Source organism: Nocardia sp. NPDC059195 (assembly GCF_042754695.1).
In the GTDB taxonomy this organism is placed as follows: domain Bacteria; phylum Actinomycetota; class Actinomycetes; order Mycobacteriales; family Mycobacteriaceae; genus Nocardia.
This window is the reverse complement of the sequence record NZ_JBHZBG010000010.1, coordinates 118,307-134,604: the sequence shown is the minus strand read 5'-3', so window position 1 is coordinate 134,604 and position 16,298 is coordinate 118,307. Positions and strand designations below refer to the sequence as shown.

Annotated in this window: 16 protein-coding genes; 7 read left to right on the top strand and 9 right to left on the bottom strand. The window is 66.5% G+C overall.

What is annotated here, in order from left to right; translation table 11 throughout:
- Positions 1 to 12 precede the first annotated feature (12 nt).
- Entirely contained in the window at positions 13 to 348 is a 336-nt protein-coding gene (locus ACFXKN_RS15545) for an antibiotic biosynthesis monooxygenase family protein (RefSeq protein WP_378956533.1), read from the top strand.
- Between the two features lie 44 nt (positions 349 to 392).
- Positions 393 to 2,684 (top strand): HelD family protein, encoded by a 2,292-nt coding sequence (locus ACFXKN_RS15540; RefSeq protein WP_379433216.1) that lies wholly within the window; start codon positions 393 to 395, stop codon positions 2,682 to 2,684.
- A gap of 177 nt (positions 2,685 to 2,861) precedes the next feature.
- Here ACFXKN_RS15540 and ACFXKN_RS15535 read toward each other — a convergent pair whose 3' ends face one another.
- From ACFXKN_RS15535 to ACFXKN_RS15525, 3 genes are all read right to left on the bottom strand, one after another.
- Positions 2,862 to 3,314 (bottom strand): universal stress protein, encoded by a 453-nt coding sequence (locus ACFXKN_RS15535; RefSeq protein WP_378956561.1) that lies wholly within the window; start codon positions 3,312 to 3,314, stop codon positions 2,862 to 2,864.
- A gap of 269 nt (positions 3,315 to 3,583) precedes the next feature.
- A complete protein-coding gene (locus tag ACFXKN_RS15530; RefSeq protein ID WP_379433215.1) occupies positions 3,584 to 4,006 on the bottom strand; it encodes a hypothetical protein in 423 nt (140 codons plus the stop codon).
- Positions 4,007 to 4,135: 129 nt separating this feature from the next.
- Positions 4,136 to 4,966 carry a helix-turn-helix domain-containing protein gene (locus ACFXKN_RS15525; RefSeq protein ID WP_378956587.1) on the bottom strand — a complete coding sequence of 277 codons (831 nt, stop codon included), beginning with the start codon at positions 4,964 to 4,966 and terminating at the stop codon, positions 4,136 to 4,138.
- A gap of 62 nt (positions 4,967 to 5,028) precedes the next feature.
- Between ACFXKN_RS15525 and ACFXKN_RS15520 the strand changes: the two genes are divergently transcribed.
- Positions 5,029 to 5,496 (top strand): VOC family protein, encoded by a 468-nt coding sequence (locus ACFXKN_RS15520; protein WP_379433214.1) that lies wholly within the window; start codon positions 5,029 to 5,031, stop codon positions 5,494 to 5,496.
- 116 nt (positions 5,497 to 5,612) lie between these two features.
- Here the strand turns inward: ACFXKN_RS15520 and uvrB are convergent, their stop codons facing one another.
- Positions 5,613 to 7,793, bottom strand: a complete 2,181-nt coding sequence (gene uvrB, locus ACFXKN_RS15515) for an excinuclease ABC subunit UvrB (protein WP_379433213.1) — start codon at positions 7,791 to 7,793, stop codon at positions 5,613 to 5,615.
- Between the two features lie 370 nt (positions 7,794 to 8,163).
- On the opposite strand from uvrB, the gene ACFXKN_RS15510 reads away from it, so the two are divergent.
- Positions 8,164 to 8,784, top strand: coding sequence for a DUF402 domain-containing protein (locus ACFXKN_RS15510; RefSeq protein WP_378956614.1), 621 nt, complete (start codon positions 8,164 to 8,166; stop codon positions 8,782 to 8,784).
- Positions 8,785 to 8,830: 46 nt separating this feature from the next.
- Positions 8,831 to 9,382 (top strand): DUF402 domain-containing protein, encoded by a 552-nt coding sequence (locus tag ACFXKN_RS15505; RefSeq protein WP_378956620.1) that lies wholly within the window; start codon positions 8,831 to 8,833, stop codon positions 9,380 to 9,382.
- A 27-nt stretch (positions 9,383 to 9,409) separates the two neighbouring features.
- Here ACFXKN_RS15505 and ACFXKN_RS15500 read toward each other — a convergent pair whose 3' ends face one another.
- Positions 9,410 to 9,841, bottom strand: coding sequence for a hypothetical protein (locus ACFXKN_RS15500; RefSeq protein ID WP_378661173.1), 432 nt, complete (start codon positions 9,839 to 9,841; stop codon positions 9,410 to 9,412).
- Positions 9,842 to 9,961: 120 nt separating this feature from the next.
- Positions 9,962 to 11,164, bottom strand: coding sequence for a dephospho-CoA kinase (coaE, locus tag ACFXKN_RS15495; RefSeq protein ID WP_379433212.1), 1,203 nt, complete (start codon positions 11,162 to 11,164; stop codon positions 9,962 to 9,964).
- Positions 11,165 to 11,313: 149 nt separating this feature from the next.
- Between coaE and ACFXKN_RS15490 the strand changes: the two genes are divergently transcribed.
- Positions 11,314 to 11,526 carry a hypothetical protein gene (locus tag ACFXKN_RS15490; RefSeq protein ID WP_379433211.1) on the top strand — a complete coding sequence of 71 codons (213 nt, stop codon included), beginning with the start codon at positions 11,314 to 11,316 and terminating at the stop codon, positions 11,524 to 11,526.
- Positions 11,527 to 11,562: 36 nt separating this feature from the next.
- On the opposite strand, the gene ACFXKN_RS15485 is transcribed toward ACFXKN_RS15490, so the two are convergent.
- A complete protein-coding gene (locus ACFXKN_RS15485; RefSeq protein WP_379433210.1) occupies positions 11,563 to 13,104 on the bottom strand; it encodes a phospholipase C in 1,542 nt (513 codons plus the stop codon).
- A 69-nt stretch (positions 13,105 to 13,173) separates the two neighbouring features.
- Positions 13,174 to 13,878, bottom strand: coding sequence for a TetR/AcrR family transcriptional regulator (locus ACFXKN_RS15480; protein ID WP_379433209.1), 705 nt, complete (start codon positions 13,876 to 13,878; stop codon positions 13,174 to 13,176).
- A gap of 91 nt (positions 13,879 to 13,969) precedes the next feature.
- Between ACFXKN_RS15480 and ACFXKN_RS15475 the strand changes: the two genes are divergently transcribed.
- Positions 13,970 to 14,644 carry an NAD(P)-dependent oxidoreductase gene (locus ACFXKN_RS15475; RefSeq protein ID WP_378956708.1) on the top strand — a complete coding sequence of 225 codons (675 nt, stop codon included), beginning with the start codon at positions 13,970 to 13,972 and terminating at the stop codon, positions 14,642 to 14,644.
- Positions 14,645 to 14,740: 96 nt separating this feature from the next.
- Here ACFXKN_RS15475 and rpsA read toward each other — a convergent pair whose 3' ends face one another.
- Positions 14,741 to 16,219 (bottom strand): 30S ribosomal protein S1, encoded by a 1,479-nt coding sequence (gene rpsA, locus ACFXKN_RS15470; protein ID WP_056824523.1) that lies wholly within the window; start codon positions 16,217 to 16,219, stop codon positions 14,741 to 14,743.
- Positions 16,220 to 16,298: the final 79 nt, after the last annotated feature.

Here is a 16,298-nt window from a genome sequence, read left to right as displayed (position 1 = left end):
AGACTGGTCGGCGTGATCGTCGAACACGCGCTGTTACCCGTTCGCCCCGGTGCCACCGCCGCTTTCGAAGCGGCCTTCGCGCAGGCGTATCCGATCATCGCGGGAATGCCCGGTTTCGGTGGGTTGTCTTTGTCGCGGTGTGTCGAGCGGCCCGAGTGCTTTCTGTTGCTGGTGCGCTGGGAGCGGCTGACCGATCACACAGTGGGATTCCGGGAGTCGCCGGAATATCAGCGCTGGCGTGCGCTGTTGCACCACTTCTATGAGCCTTTCCCGGTGGTCGAACACTTCACACCGGTCCTGGGCGACGAAGTCTTCCCGGTCGCGGCGGCCATGCCGGCGGGCACGTAGACTCGACAACTCTGTTCTCAACGCGGTGACAAAGGAGTCCTGTTTTGCCCGACCGCCTCGCCGACGCCTCCCCGGCCGCGCACGACCGCGAGATCGAACATGAGCAGAAGTACGTTTCGGTGCTCTACGACCGGCTCGACGGCATGCGCGACTACGCGCAGAACCGGCTCAAGACCGTGCTCCTCGAAGCCGGTGGCACACCGCAGGCGCGCAGCGAACGCGAGTCGTTCACCCAGCTCTACAGCGAGGACCTGTCCAAATACGACGCCGCCGAGCACGGTCTGTGCTTCGGCCGGATCGACCTCGATGGCACCGAGGAGGAGGCGCGCTACATCGGCAGGCTCGGCATCCTCGACGAGGACAACGACTACGAGCCGCTGCTGCTCGACTGGCGCGCACCGATGGCCCGCCCGTTCTACCTGGCCACCACCGCCAACCCCGAGGACGTCACCCGCCGCAGGCACATCCGCTCGCGCAACCGAGCGGTGACCGCAATCAACGACGAGTACCTAGATCTCGGTGCCGCCCAACGCGACGGTGTGGTCGGCACCGACGACGGCGTCGGTGGCGAGAGCGCGCTGCTGGCGGCGCTCAACGCCGCCCGCACCGGGCACATGAACGACATCGTCGAGACGATCCAGAGCGAGCAGGACGCGATCATCCGCTCCGAGCACAAGAGCGTGCTCGTGGTGCAGGGTGGGCCGGGCACCGGCAAGACCGCGGTCGCGCTGCATCGGGCGGCGTTCCTGCTCTACACCTACCGTCAGCAGCTGGCCAAGAGCGGCGTGCTGATCATCGGCCCGAACGCCACCTTCCTCGACTACATCGGCCAGGTGCTGCCCTCACTCGGTGAGACCGGTGTGCTGTTGTCGACCATCGGCGACCTGTATCCGGGTGTGAAGGCGGTGCGCGAGGATTCGTTGCGCGCCGGGGAGATCAAGGGCTCCCTCGACATGCTCGAGGTGCTCAAGCAGGCCGTGCGCGACCGTCAGGAAGTGCCGTCGGAACCGGTCCGCCTCGCTTTCGACGGCTATCCGGTGACCCTGGATCGCAAGATCGCGACCCGGGCCCGTGGCCGGGCCCGCTCCTCGCGGCGCCCGCACAACCTGGCCAGGCCGATCTTCGCGTCGTCGGTGATCGACGCGCTCACCGATCAGCTCGCCGCGACGATGGGTGCCGACCTGTCCGGTGGCAAGAGCCTGCTCAGTTCCGCCGACCTCAGCGAGATCGGCGACGAGATGCGCGGCGACCCGCACGTGCAGGCCGCGATCAGCGCGCTGTGGCCGGTGCTGTCGCCCCAGGAAGTGCTCGCCGATCTCCTCGCCGACCCCGCCCGCCTCGAACGTGCGGCCAAAACGTTGAGCGGTGCGGATCGCGCCGAGCTGGTGCGTTCCGACGACGGCATGTTCGGCGCGGCCGACGCCCCGCTGCTCGACGAGCTGGCCGAACTGCTCGGCGTCGACGACACCGAGGAACGCGAACGCTCGCGTCGCCGGTGGCGGGCCCAGATCGAGGAGGCCCAGGACGCCCTCGACATCCTCACCGGTTCGGCACCGCAGGACATCGAGGACGAACTCGATCCCGAGATCCTGATGGCCTACGACCTGATCGACGCCTCCCAGCTGGCCCAGCGCCAGGAATTCGGCAACCGGCAGACCACCGCTGAACGCGCCGCGGGCGACCGGACCTGGACCTATGGTCATGTGATCGTCGACGAGGCACAGGAACTCTCGGAGATGGCGTGGCGAATGGTGATGCGGCGCATCCCGAATCGCTGGATCACCGTCGTCGGCGATGTGGCGCAGACCGGCGACCCGGCGGGTGCGTCGTCCTGGCAGCGGGTGCTCGAACCGTATGTGGCCAATCGCTGGAAGCTCACCGAGCTCACCGTGAACTACCGCACCCCCGCCGAGATCATGGCGGTCGCGGCCGACGTGCTCGCCGCGATCGATCCCGGCACCCAGGTGCCGCGCTCGGTCCGCGAAACCGGCAATCCCCCACGCGCCCACCGGGTTCGGCCCGCCGACCTGGCGGGCGAGCTGGCACGCTTGCTCGAAACCGAACACGGCCCCGGCACCAGCGCGGTCCTCGCTCCAGCCGCCCTCGTGCCGGAACTATCTTCCCTGGCAGGCGAATCCGTTCAGGTGCTCACGGTGCACGACGCGAAAGGTCTCGAGTTCGACCGCGTGTATCTCGTTGAGCCACAGGCGATCCTGGACGAATCCCCGCGCGGCCTCAACGACCTGTACGTCGCACTCACCCGCGCGACACAGCGGCTGACAGTCGTGCACGCCGAACGACTGCCGGAGACCCTCGCCGCACACTTCGCCCAATGAAAAAACGTGGCGTCGCACGATCCGCGACGCCACGTTCCTTCCTTTACACAAGCCCACCCATGATCTCGCAAGCACATGGGTAACTCACCGGGACGGGCTAACGCCCCCGCGCTCTACCGCCGGCCGCCTACGCTCGCAACTCCCACCTAGGTCTGGCCTGAATACCCGGAGAGGCGGTCAGCGCACGGTGTGGACGATCAGCACGTCCGAACGGGACTTGCGGGCTACGTCCGAGGGGACGGAGCCGAGCAGGCGGCCGGTGAGGGTGTTGAGGCCTCGGTTACCGACGACGAGCAGATCCGCGTCCACCTCGTTGACGAGGTCGAGCAGCGAATCGACCGGCTCGCCGACGATCGCGCGATCGACGATGTTCTTCGCACCGGCGGCCAGGGCCTTCTCCCGGGCGATGTGCAGGATCTCGTTGGTCGGGGCCGAGCCACGGACCTGGTAGGCCTCGTCCTTGAGCACATCGGCGGCGGCGGCGACGTCGCGGTCGTCGGTCGGGAAGTAGGCGCAGGCCAGCACGAGAGTTGCCTCCGCGTCCCCGGCGAGCGCCGCGGCCTTCTCCACCGCCACATACGACGAATCCGAGCCATCAGTACCGACGACAATGGTCCGGTAGGCGGTCATCTCTCCTCCAACTTGGTCGGTGCCAGCACCGAACCACTCGGGAATCGAGCGTCAGCGCGGCAATCGGCTCGACCCTAACGCCAAATCAGGCCGATTTATCGACAATTCGCAATAGATCACATCCCGGAGTGTTGGCGTGTGTGCCGATGTCACGGTGGCTTTCGCGACAGTCGAGAACATCCACCTGCGGCGATAGAACCGCAGGTCGAAGAAATTGTGGCCTATCACAACACGATCAACGACGCAGTGCGGCTGGGACTTCGATCACATCAGCCGGAGAAACTGGGGAATCCGCAGGCGGCGCTGCCGGTACCGGTATTCGGCGCGACGGTCACCGTGGCGGGGGTGATCCACCAGATACGCCCATAGCCGTCGACTTTCGCCGTCACTTCGTGTGAACCGGCCGCGGAGGGGCGCCAGGAGGTCTTGGTCTCGCCGAACGCCGGGACCGTGACCGTGTCGATCACCTCGCCGTTGTCATAGAAGGTCACCGGCGCACCGGCGTAGCCGGAGCTGTAGCCGACGACATTGACCGCGACCAGCGTGTAGGAACAGCCGGCCTTGGGGTCCTGACTCGAGACGCTGACCCACTGGCCATCGGCATGCGCGGTCGGTGCGAGCAATGCGGTGGCGACCAGGGCGGTCCCGAGGGCGGCGCCCAGACGGGCGGTCCGGTCGAAAGATGTTGTCACTGTTGATGTCCTGACTTCTCCACGCAGCAATGGCCGCCGCGAATGCGGTGACACTATCGACGAATACCGCCACACCAAGTTGAAACGTCAATATTTCAAACCCCCCGATTCTGGGGTCGTTCCACCCGGTCACCGTGCCGTGGAGACCACCTGTGCGCTGCGGGCGTATTCCGTCGGTGACATCCCGATCTCGGCGGTGAATTCTCGGCTGAAATGCGCCTGGTCGAAATAGCCGAGGTCGGCGGCCAGTACCGCGAGATCGAGGCGGCCACGCGCGAGCAGGTCTGCCGCGTCTTGCAATCTGAACCGGCACAGCACCCATTTCGGGCCTGCCCCGACGTAGCGGCGGAACAGCCGTTGCAGGGTGCGGATCGGGATCGCGAAACGGTCGGTGACCTGGTCGACCCTGGTGAGCTCCGGATCGTTCGCCATGGCTGTGACGATGCGCGTCACCAGTGCGTAGTGCGGATCGTCGGTGCGACCGCGGCCCGCGAAGAACTCCTCGACGATGACCTGCCTTCGCTCGTCGGACTGTTCGGCCAGCACCCGTTCGGCCAGCCCCGCGGCCTCTGGCAACACCGCACTCAACGGCGCCGAATCATCGCGTAGCGCTCCGACATCCATGCCAGTGAAGGCACCGAAGCCGCCGGGAGCGAACCGGATGCCGAAGGTCTCGCCTTCCCCCTCGAGCTCGCGCACGTACTTCGTCGTGCACACACCGTTGACGAACCCGCCGGTGCGGGTGGTGCTGCGTTCGAAGGTGACATTCACACACGGGAACGACAGCACCTCGGCCGAATAGCTGGGCTGCCCACGCAGATCCCAGCGCACCACCCAATAGCGGTCCGCGAATTCGGCCAGCGCGGGCCCGACCCCGAGCCGGTGCAGCGACCGGTGTCTGGCCTGCTCGTCGGGGTGCAGGATTCCTTTCACATCACCGGGATCCGGCGCCGCTGTCATCACCGGCCGATCTGTCGCGTTCTTACAAGACGGGTCGCCGGTGGCGGAGCAGGATCGTAGCCATGACCAATCCCGTTGCGCCCATTCCGGAGGGCTACCACTCCATCACCTGTTTCCTGGCCGTGCCGGACGGTAACGCGGCCATCGACTTCTACACCACGGTCTTCGACGCGAAGGTACTCAGCCGGGCCGATCGGCCCGACGGCCAGCCCGCGCACGCCGAACTGCTCATCGGCGATTCCACGCTGCAGCTCGGGATGCCCATCCCCGACAACAATGTTCGTGCCCCCGAGGACTGGGTACACACCTCGGTGGTGCACTACTGCCCCGACGTGGACGCGGTGATCGCCCGTGCGCTCGCCCACGGTGCCCGCAGCGCCGAGGAGCCGCAGACCTTCGTCACCGGCGACCGCTTCGGCGTGGTGATCGACCCCTTCGGCCACCGGTGGGCGGTGATCACCCGCGTCGAGGACGTCTCCAAGGAAGAGGCCGACCGCCGGGTGGCCGCGTGGATGGCCGAGCAGGCGTAGCGACGCACCCGGCTCGGCCCCCGACCGCGCGGGCCTCGCATCCGAGCAGCACGTGCGCGATCGGTCGCGCAGCTCGGGTGCGAGGCCGCCGCTAAGAGCCCGTGGCGTCGGCATGGTCAGGAAATCCCCGCGGCGTCCATGCCGCGCAGCTCCTTCTTCAGGTCGGCGATCTCGTCACGCAACCGGCCCGCCAGCTCGAACTGCAGTTCGCGGGCCGCGTTCATCATCTGCGCGGTGAGTTCGGTGACCAGGTTGGCCAATTCGGCGCGCGGCATCGACTTCACGTCGCGTTCGGCGTAGATGCCCGAGCTGACCGCCCGGCCCGGCTCACCCTGAGCACGCCTGCCGCGGCTGGCGTTGCGACCCGATCCGCCGACGGCCACCTCGTCCTCGGCTTCGGTGTACACCTGGTCCAGGATGTCGGCGATCTTCTTGCGCAGCGGCTGCGGATCGAGGCCGTGTTCTTCGTTGTAGGCGACCTGTTTGGCACGGCGACGGTCGGTCTCGGAGATCGCGTGCTGCATCGAGTCGGTGATCTTGTCCGCGTACATGTGCACTTCGCCGGACACATTGCGCGCCGCGCGGCCGATGGTCTGGATGAGGCTGGTGCTCGACCGCAGGAACCCTTCCTTGTCGGCGTCGAGGATTGCCACCAGGGACACCTCGGGCAGGTCGAGACCCTCGCGCAGCAGGTTGATGCCGACGAGCACGTCGTATTCGCCGAGGCGCAGCTGGCGGAGCAATTCGACGCGGCGCAGCGTGTCGATCTCGGAGTGCAGGTAGCGGACCTTCACGCCCAGGCCGAGCAGGTAATCGGTGAGGTCTTCCGACATCTTCTTGGTGAGCGTGGTGACCAGCACCCGCTCGTTGCGCTGGGCGCGCTCACGGATCTCGTGCACCAGGTCGTCGATCTGGCCCTTGGTCGGTTTGACCACGACCTTCGGGTCGACCAGGCCGGTCGGGCGAATCACCTGCTCGACCACCTCACCGCCGACCTGACCCAGCTCGTAGTTGCCGGGTGTCGCCGACAGATACACCGCCTGACCGATTCGGCCGGCGAATTCCTCCCAGGTCAGCGGGCGGTTGTCGACTGCCGAGGGCAACCGGAAGCCGAAATCGACCAGGTTGCGCTTGCGCGACATGTCACCTTCGAACATGCCACCGATCTGCGGCACCGTGACGTGCGATTCGTCGATCACCAGCAGGAAATCGTCGGGGAAGTAGTCGAGCAGCGTGGCCGGTGCCGAACCCGCCGGACGCCCATCGATGTGGCGCGAATAGTTCTCGATACCCGAGCAGAAGCCGACCTGACGGATCATCTCCAGGTCGTATTCGGTGCGCATGCGTAACCGCTGCGCCTCGAGCAACTTGCCCTGACGCTCCAATTCCGCCAGCCGCGCGGCCAATTCGGCCTCGATGTCGACGACCGCCCGCTCCATCCGCTCCGGACCGGCCACATAGTGGGTAGCCGGGAAGATGCGCGCCGAATCCACTTGGCGCACAACATCACCGGTGAGCGGATGCAGATAGTAGAGCGCCTCGATCTCGTCACCGAAGAACTCGATGCGGATCGCCAGCTCCTCATAGGACGGGATGATCTCCACGGTGTCGCCGCGCACCCGGAACGAGCCACGGGTGAACGACATGTCGTTGCGGGTGTACTGCACGTCGACCAGCAGCCGCAGCAACGCGTCGCGATCGATCTCGCCACCGACTTCGAGCTGCACCGACCGATCCAGATACGACTGCGGGGTGCCGAGGCCGTAGATGCACGACACCGACGCGACCACCACGACATCGCGACGCGAGAGCAGACTCGAGGTCGCCGAGTGCCGTAGCCGCTCGACGTCGTCGTTGATCGAGCTGTCCTTCTCGATGTAGGTGTCGGTCTGGGCGATGTACGCCTCGGGTTGGTAGTAGTCGTAGTAGGAGACGAAGTACTCGACCGCGTTGTTGGGCAGCATCTCGCGCAGCTCGTTGGCGAGCTGCGCGGCGAGGGTCTTGTTCGGCGCCATCACCAGAGTGGGTCGCTGCAACTTCTCGATCAGCCACGCGGTGGTCGCCGATTTACCGGTACCGGTGGCACCGAGCAGGACAACGTCCTTCTCCCCCGCGTTCACCCGGCGCTCGAGCTCCGCGATCGCCGCGGGCTGGTCGCCTGCGGGCGAGTACTCGCTGACCACCTCGAACCGGGCGCCCGTGCGCTCGATCGTGCCGACGGGGCGGTGCTCGGAATGGGCGATCGGGTGACCCCGCTCTTCGTACCCTTCCGTCGGGATCTCGGTTGCGAATGCCATGGACCAAGCTTAGGCGCGACCACTGACACGTTTCGGCGCCGGCGAACCACCGCCCGTTCGCCACGCCCTGCGCCGCGCCGATGACCGTCGGTCGGGACGTGGTCGTTCGGGTGAACTTCTGCTCATCGATACCGTCACAGCGCTGCGCGAACGTGACAGCAACCACTGCAGGCAAACCGGCGGCGACTGCTGTTTCGCCTGGTAGAGGCATCAAGCCCCAACTCGGCGAATTCCGGGCACCTCGACTGATGTCCGAAAAGTCGCTTGCCCCAAAGATATTCGCCGATCGCGGTACCGAATCGAACACGCCATACGGCCCGATGCGGGCGTACCCTGAGTTGATCATCGGCACGTGGTGAAGGACAAGGCCATGAGCGTTCTACTTCCCCTGCTCGTCGCGGCTCCCGCGGTAACCGGATTCGCCGGATACTTCGCCAGAGAGATACGCGGCCCGCACACACCGACCACTGATTCGACAACCGTTTCACCGGCCGCCAGACCCCGGGTCGAATACTTCGACCTCGCCGAGCTGACCGTTACCGATGCCAAGGGCTACATCCACTCGGTCGACCGGTACCGAGTGCAGCCATGGGGCATCTACCTGGCCCGCATTCTCGACCGGCCGCACGGTCGCTACGAGGAGTCGTGGATGTTGCCCGGCCACGCGATTCGCGCCACCATCAGCCACGACCGGCCCGGCCATCACCGCAGCCACGACTACGTGCTCGACATCGTCGAGTTCGCCCAGGTCGGGCCGAAACGGTGGATGGCAACCGACTACTTCCTCGACGTCGCGGTGCGGCGCGGCCGGTCGTCGACGTTGTCCGGATCGAGCGAACTGCTCGCCGCGCACGCCGCGGGCCATGTCGACACCGAGCACGCCGACCGGGCATTCGAACGCGCCGCGCGCGTGCTCGACGGTTTGGCGGCCAACGACCACGATGTCGAACAGTGGTTGCGCTCCCGGGACATCACGCTGACCTGGATGTAGCCGGCGACCGGGCGAGGGTGGGCACGCGCCGGTAGATTCTGCGCTCATGACGCAGGCATCCACCGTGCACGTGCATCCACCCAAGGTCGAGTACTTCGACGTCGCGGCCAAAACGAACACCGACCCCAAAGGGTTCATCCGACCGGTGGAGATCTATCGGGTGGAGCCGTGGGGCCTGTACATGGGTCGTCACTCCGATCACGCGCACTTCCACTACCTGGAATCGTGGTTGCTCCCCGAGCTGTCGCTGCGCGCGTCGAAACTGCACTACAACCCTGGTGTCGATCAGTGGCAGGACATCTATGTCGATGTCGGCGCGTTCACCAGGGAGTCGCCGACGCTGTGGCGCTCGATCGACCATTACCTCGATCTGCTGGTCCGCACCGGGCGTGATGTCCGGCTCGTCGATGTCGACGAACTGCTCGGCGCGCACGCCGACGGCCTGCTCGACGCCGCCCAATGCCAGGCCGCGATCGAACACGCCACCACCGCGATCGACGGGATCGCCGCGCACGGGTATTCGCTGGAGAATTGGTTGAGCACCTTCGGGATGACCCTGACCTGGCGCCGAAACGACGAACCGCCCGGACCTCGGTAGGGGTCCGGGCGGTGCGGGGAGTCGGTGTCAGCCGGCCGACAGGCTCGGGAACAGATCCGCGAGGCCGCCGCCGCACGACGCGCTACCGGTACTGCCCGCCGCACCGACCGTGACGGTGATCGAGTCACTGATCAGCAGCTGACGCGCCTCGAGCTTGTGCTGGCCCGCTGTGGTCGGCTTCCAGGTGATGCTCACCGTGCCCGACAGCAGCGACGGCGACACCGGGCTGCCCGGGATATCCACGCCGTTGTCGGTGAACTTCACCGAGGTCAACCGGTCGACCTCGACGCTCGCGGTCAGCTTGTAGCTGCAACCGACCTTGTGGTCGGTTCCGGCCACGCCGAGGTTGCCGACCCAGGCCGAGGCCTGCGGAGCGGCCAGCACGAGGCTGGCGGCGACGGCGCCGAGTGCGGTGATACCGAAGCCCGCACGGCCGAACTGACGGTGATGTGTTGTCATACGCGCTACAACTTCCCTGTGAATTGAGTCACCCCGTGGTGACTTCGCACAATTTACACAGCGCGCGACAGCATGCGGACGGTTTCCGAAACAATGATGTTTAACAGTTTGGTACGCGGTTCACGCGCGGGCGTGCGCCCACTCGGTGACCACCGGATAGACCGCGTCGAACCACGGTTCCTTCACCACGTAGTAGGCATCACCGGCCGCGTCATCGGTCAGATCCGCCGCCGCGAGTTCGGCCCCACGCTTGACCGCCAGGTACTCCGACCGCACGCTTTCGTTGGCCCGCAACCAGTCGCGCAGGTCGAGCGCGAACCGCTGGCCGAGCGAATCCCGCACACGCAGATGAATATTGGCGGGTCGACCGGGATCGGCGTTGCCGTGCAGGCGCTTGCCCCAACGGGCGAGGTCGGTGCCTTCGGGATCACCCTGACTCGGTTTCGGATTGTCGTGCGTCACCCCCGCGGCCAGAGGGAACCCGGCCGCCGTCAACGCATCGGTCAGCGATTCGGCCGTGGCCATGTCGGCCACCGTCACCTGGATGTCGATGATGTCCTTGGCGGGTAGTCCGTGCACCGCGGTCGATCCGACGTGATCGATGCGCACCGCCGACGCACCACACGCCAGATGCAGCCGGGCGATGATCCTGCGCGCCTGCATGTCCCATTCCTGGTCGGTGACGAGGCGGTAGTCGGCGCGCGCGCGGACGCCCTCGCGCTGATTGCGCTCGAACGGCACCAGCCGTCGCGTCCACAGCTCCCGGACCTGCGCCTCGACCACCTCCGGCGCACCGTTGTTGTCGAGCCACACATCAGCGACCGCGCGGCGCTGTTCGTCGGTGGCCTGCGCGGCGATCCTGACTCGCGCATCCGCTTCGGCTACCCCGCGGTGTTCGACCAGTCTGCGCAGCCTGGTCTTCTCCTCGGCCCCGACCACAACGACGAGTTGCATCAGCGGCGCGAGACCGTTCTCGACGAGCAACGGAATGTCTTGCACCACAACGGCATCCGCGGGCGCGTCGCCGATCAGTTCCGCGGTGCGGGCACCGACCAGCGGATGGGTGATGGCGTTGAGCTTGCCCCGCGACTCGTCGTCGGCGAAGGCCACCGCGGCCAGCGCGGGCCGATCCAGACTGCCGTCGGGGCTCAGGATCGCCGCACCGAACTCCTCGACCAGCGCAGCCAGGCCCGGCGTGCCAGGGGCGACGACCTCGCGAGCGATCGCGTCGGAGTCGATGAGCACCGCCCCGAGCTCGACCAGCGTCCGCGCCACTGTGGATTTACCCGCTCCCATGCCTCCGGTGAGGCCGATCCGCAACATGGGCCCAGTCTCGCATCTCGACCGCCGGGTCGGGGCAGCTCCTGCGACACGCCCACCCCCGGAGCGGCGGAAGGTCCCGGGCCGGGCGCGTCGCGTGGATTAATCTTCCGCGCAGGCGAGAAGGCCGCACCACTACCGACAGGATGATCATGGGTACCAGGAACCACCGGGCGGCCCGCCACCGCCTCGGCATGCAGGGCGGTGTGCACTGCATCGAATTCCCCGCCGTCGCAGCGACTCTCGCCGAATACCGGCGCTCCTGGTTCAGCACCCTGCTCTCCCCCGCCAGACACAGCTTCGCCGCGACGCGCAAACACCCCAGCATGGCCACCGGATACTGGTCCCCCGCTGCCGCGAGCTGACGGTGGGCCCGGCCTGATACCGAGCCCACCCCCGGCTCACACGCCGACGAGACCGCTCGGCGCGCGCCGAGTCCCCGGCTGCTGAGCCGGCATCGCGTTCGGCGGCACCGGGTACGGCACACCCTGTCCCAGCGTGCCCGCCGCGATATTCGGACCGCACTGCGCGATCGCCGCGTCGGCCTTGGGACGCGGGTCGGGCAACACCGGTTTCGCGGCATCCGGCGCCGCCGCGAAGTCGAAGGTGGAGGTCATGTCACCGGTGACGCCGCGTCGCCAGGCGGTCAGGTTCGGCACGTCGACGCCGAATCTGGTTTCCAGCAAACGCAATTGGGAGGTGTGGTCGAACGTCTGCGAGGCGACCAGCCCACCGCGACTGTACGGCGAGATCACCATGCACGGCACCCGGTAGCCCAGTCCGATCGGGCCGGTGATCCCGCCCGCCGCGGGCACCCGGTCCAGTGGCACCGTCAGGGATTCGCCCGCGGTGCCGGGCGGCGGGGTCGGCGGGGTGACGTGGTCGAAGAAGCCGCCGTTCTCGTCGTAGCTGATGATCAGCGCGGTCTTCTCCCACACCGCCGGATTCGAGGTGAGGATATCGAGAAGCTGCACTATCCCTAGCGCGCCGAAAGCCGCCGGCAGCGCGGGGTGTTCGCAGTGCAGCACCGACGGGACCACCCACGACACCGCGGGCAGGGTGTTGTCGGCGACGTCGGCCTGGAAATCGTTCGGATAGGTCGGGGCGATACCGCGGCGCGCCAGTTCGGAATTCGGGTCGGCGGCCTGGGTGAAGCAGCCCATCATGCCGTCCAGAATCATCGACGAGGCCTCGCCGATATCGCGATTGCTGTAGATCTTCCACGGCACCCCACCCTCGGACAGGTTCTCCGGGTAAGTGCGCCAGCTGTAGACGTTCTTCGGGAGCAGGAGGGGCGTCTCCACCAGCGGACCGCCCGCCAGGCCGTCGGGGTCGATACTCGCACTCATCCAGTACAGCCGGTTGGGGTCGGTGGGGCCGAGCACCGAGCAGTGGTAGTTGTCGCAGAGGGTGAATGCCTGCGCGAGCTCGGTATGGATCGGAATGTCCTCCGGCAGGTAGTAACCCATCGCCGCGGGCGCGTTACCCGGCCCTACCGAGGCCACCGACATCGGCATCCAGCCGTCGTTGCGCCCGTTGTTGAATGCCTTGTGCATGCCGGGCCAGGTGTGGTCGGGGTCGTTGATGCACTCCCCGTCCAGGGTGGCGCCGCGAGTGGTGTCGAGCCGAAACGGTTCGACGAAACCCTCTGCGGTGGGCCCGATTCCGGGCGACCACCCGAACTGACGCCACGAAGCCGACGCCTCACCGAACCCGCGCACACCCGACATGGTGCCGAAATAGTGGTCGAAGGACCGGTTTTCCTGCATGAGCAAGACGAAATGCTCGATATCGCCGAGCCCACCCATACCGGCTGGATCGGCGGCAAAAGCTCGGTCGATAATCGGATTCGCCCAGGTGGCAAGCGTTCCCACCGCACCGGCGGCCATCGCCTTCGCAAGGAACTGCCGCCGGTTGAGACCGGCGAAGGGACCAGAACTCATCGGATTGGAGCACCTTTCCCGTAGGGGGATGGAGCAATCGCGCACACGGTACTCCACCTGGGAATGGGCCTATTCTCGCAACCCGAGTGAACGGACCAGATCGAGCATCTCGGCCCGGTAGAGCTTGTCCGGATGTTGCGCCCGAGGCCCGAGATGACCGTAGATCTCCAGCGCGAGCAGCCCGTGCATGCGCCCCCACATCCGCAGTGCGAGAGCCAATCCCGCAGCAGGCAGGTCGGGGAAGTCGCCGCGCACATGATCGACGAGCCCGGGATCGAAATCCGACCAAGCCGGCGCACCAATGGTCTGCAAGCCGGCGGCGTAGGGCCACGCCGCCGCGGCCAGACCCACCAATCCGCTGCACGCCCGCAGTTCGGCATCGCGAGAAGGACCACCGACCGGCGGCTGGTAGCCGAGGACAGGATCGCCGTAGATCAGTTTGAACCCAGCCGGATTGGCGACCGCCCACTCGCGGACGGTCTCACCCCAAGCCACGATCCGACCGGCCGGATCGGTATCGGGTATCGCATCACGCGCGGCTACGGCCCGGTCGACGAGCGAGGTGTAGACGTCGGCGATGAGGGTGGTGATCAGGTTGTCCCTGGCCGGGAAGTAGCCGTACAGCGCACCCGCGGTCATCCCCATCTCCCTGGCGATGGCGCGCAACGAGATCGCGTCGGGGCCACCTTCGGTCAACAGCCGCAACGCGATCGCCTTGATCTCCGCTGTCGCTTCCTCGCGCAATCGCTCGCGCCGATTCCTCACCTCGACCACGGTTGACACCTTACAGTGTTCGTCTACTATCAGCCGTGTCATTACTGAACGCCGTGTAGTAATCGAACACCACGCAGAAACGAGTGGCATTGTGAATATCGGAGTATTCGGCGCGACCGGCGTCATCGGCTCCCGAGTAGTCGCCGAAGCACAGTATCGGGGACACCGGGTGACAGCGTTCACCCGCGATTCGGCCCGCTTTCCTACCGAGCGTGGAGACACAACATGGCGAGCCGCCGACTGGCTCGACGCCGACAGCATCGCCACGGCGATCGCGGGACTCGACGTGGTGATCAGCGCAGTCAACGCGGGGCACGGCATCGCCGACACCATCGCCAAGGCCGGTAATTTCGTCGTCGGCGCGCGGGCGATGGTCGATGCGCTGCAACGACATCCGGAGATCCGGCTGATCGTCGTCGGTGGCGGCGGCAGCCTGGAGGTCGCCCCCGGCCTGCAGCTGGTCGACACCCCGGACTTCACCCGGGTGCTCACCGAGGAACTGCGGGTACCGACCGAGTATCGCGAACCCGTACTCGCCGGTCGCGACGCACTGAACATCTACCGCCAGTCCAATCGGCACTGGACCTATCTGAGCCCGTCCTCGGGCCGCATCGAACCGGGCCCGCGCACCGGGCGCTACCGGCTCGGCGGTGATCAGCTCCTCGACTCCGACACCGATATCTCGGCCGAGGATCTCGCCGTCGCGCTCCTCGACGAGGTCGACCAGCCGCGCCACCTCCAGCGTCGCTTCACTGTCGGACGCTGACGGGAACTTACCCCCGAAAAAAGGCCGAAGGCCCTGGTCCGTGTGGACCAGGGCCTTCGGTAATGCAGTTGTTGATTCAGGCGTTAGCCGACTGAATCAGGCGTTGCCGCTGAGCTTCTCCCGCAGAGCCGCGAGCTGGGCATCGCTGGCCAGCGAGCCGCCCGTGGACTCGGCCGGGCCGGAGGTGGACGCAGCCGCGCTGCCACCGGTCTCGGAGGAGTAGTTGCCCGCGACGGGACCGCCAGCGGCGGCCTCGGCGGCAGCGTCGGCTGCCATCTTCTCCATCTGAGCAGTGTGCATCTTGTGGCGACGCTCGGCCTCGGCGTAGCGGCCTTCCCACTCTTCACGCTGCTTGTCGAACCCGTCGAGCCATTCGTTGGTCTCGGGATCGAAGCCCTCGGGGAAGATGTAGTTGCCCGCATCGTCGTAGCTGTCGGCCATGCCGTACTTCGACGGGTCGAACTCGGCGTTGTAGTCCTCGTTCGCCTGCTTCAGCGACAGCGAGATACGACGACGCTCGAGGTCGATGTCGATGACCTTGACCATGGCGTCGTCGCCGACGGCCACAACCTGGTCCGGGACCTCGACGTGGCGCTCGGCCAGCTCCGAGATGTGGACCAGGCCCTCGATGCCCTCTTCGACGCGCACGAAGGCACCGAAGGGAACCAGCTTGGTGACCTTGCCGGGCACGATCTGGCCGATGGCGTGGGTCCGGGCGAACTGACGCCACGGGTCTTCCTGAGTCGCCTTGAGCGACAGGGAGACACGCTCGCGGTCCAGGTCGACGTCGAGAACCTCGACGGTGACCTCGTTGCCGACCTCGACAACCTCGGACGGGTGGTCGATGTGCTTCCAGGACAGCTCGGACACGTGCACCAGGCCGTCGACGCCACCCAGGTCCACGAAGGCACCGAAGTTGACGATGGAGGACACGACGCCCTTGCGGACCTGGCCCTTCTGGAGCTGGTGCAGGAACTCGCTGCGGACCTCGGACTGGGTCTGCTCGAGCCAGGCGCGACGCGACAGAACCACGTTGTTGCGGTTCTTGTCGAGCTCGATGATCTTGGCCTCGATCTCCTTGCCGACGTACGGCTGGAGGTCGCGGACACGACGCATCTCGACGAGCGAGGCAGGCAGGAAGCCACGGAGGCCGATGTCGAGGATCAGGCCGCCCTTGACGACCTCGATGACGGTGCCCTTGACGGCCTCGTCCTTCTCCTTGAGCTCCTCGATCGTGCCCCACGCGCGCTCGTACTGCGCCCGCTTCTTCGACAGGATCAGGCGGCCTTCCTTGTCCTCCTTCGTGAGGACCAGGGCCTCGACCGCGTCGCCCACGGAAACGACCTCGTTCGGGTCGACATCGTGCTTGATGGAGAGTTCGCGGGAGGGGATGACACCTTCGGTCTTGTAACCGATGTCGAGCAGGACCTCGTCACGATCGACCTTGACGATGGTGCCTTCGACGATGTCACCATCGTTGAAGTACTTGATCGTTGCGTCGATGGCGGCCAGGAAATCCTCGGCGGAGCCAATGTCGTTAATGGCTACCTGCGGCGAGGTGACGGTGGTGGGCATATGTGGGTTTGCTCCGGACGGATTGTGGTCGGTTGCGGACATTGGATCTTTCGGTACGCTGCGAGATCACCGCGACGAC

Excerpts from the sequence above, each read along its gene's own strand:
- coaE (WP_379433212.1), bottom strand. The coding sequence starts at position 11,164 with ATGTTGCGGATCGGCCTCACCGGAGGCATGGGAGCGGGTAAATCCACA.
- ACFXKN_RS15535 (WP_378956561.1), bottom strand. The coding sequence starts at position 3,314 with ATGACCGCCTACCGGACCATTGTCGTCGGTACTGATGGCTCGGATTCG.
- ACFXKN_RS15520 (WP_379433214.1), top strand. The coding sequence starts at position 5,029 with ATGACCAATCCCGTTGCGCCCATTCCGGAGGGCTACCACTCCATCACC.
- rpsA (WP_056824523.1), bottom strand. The coding sequence starts at position 16,219 with ATGCCCACCACCGTCACCTCGCCGCAGGTAGCCATTAACGACATTGGC.
- ACFXKN_RS15490 (WP_379433211.1), top strand. The coding sequence starts at position 11,314 with ATGGGTACCAGGAACCACCGGGCGGCCCGCCACCGCCTCGGCATGCAG.
- ACFXKN_RS15525 (WP_378956587.1), bottom strand. The coding sequence starts at position 4,966 with ATGACAGCGGCGCCGGATCCCGGTGATGTGAAAGGAATCCTGCACCCC.
- ACFXKN_RS15505 (WP_378956620.1), top strand. The coding sequence starts at position 8,831 with ATGACGCAGGCATCCACCGTGCACGTGCATCCACCCAAGGTCGAGTAC.
- ACFXKN_RS15485 (WP_379433210.1), bottom strand. The coding sequence starts at position 13,104 with ATGAGTTCTGGTCCCTTCGCCGGTCTCAACCGGCGGCAGTTCCTTGCG.
- ACFXKN_RS15500 (WP_378661173.1), bottom strand. The coding sequence starts at position 9,841 with ATGACAACACATCACCGTCAGTTCGGCCGTGCGGGCTTCGGTATCACC.
- ACFXKN_RS15510 (WP_378956614.1), top strand. The coding sequence starts at position 8,164 with ATGAGCGTTCTACTTCCCCTGCTCGTCGCGGCTCCCGCGGTAACCGGA.
- uvrB (WP_379433213.1), bottom strand. The coding sequence starts at position 7,793 with ATGGCATTCGCAACCGAGATCCCGACGGAAGGGTACGAAGAGCGGGGT.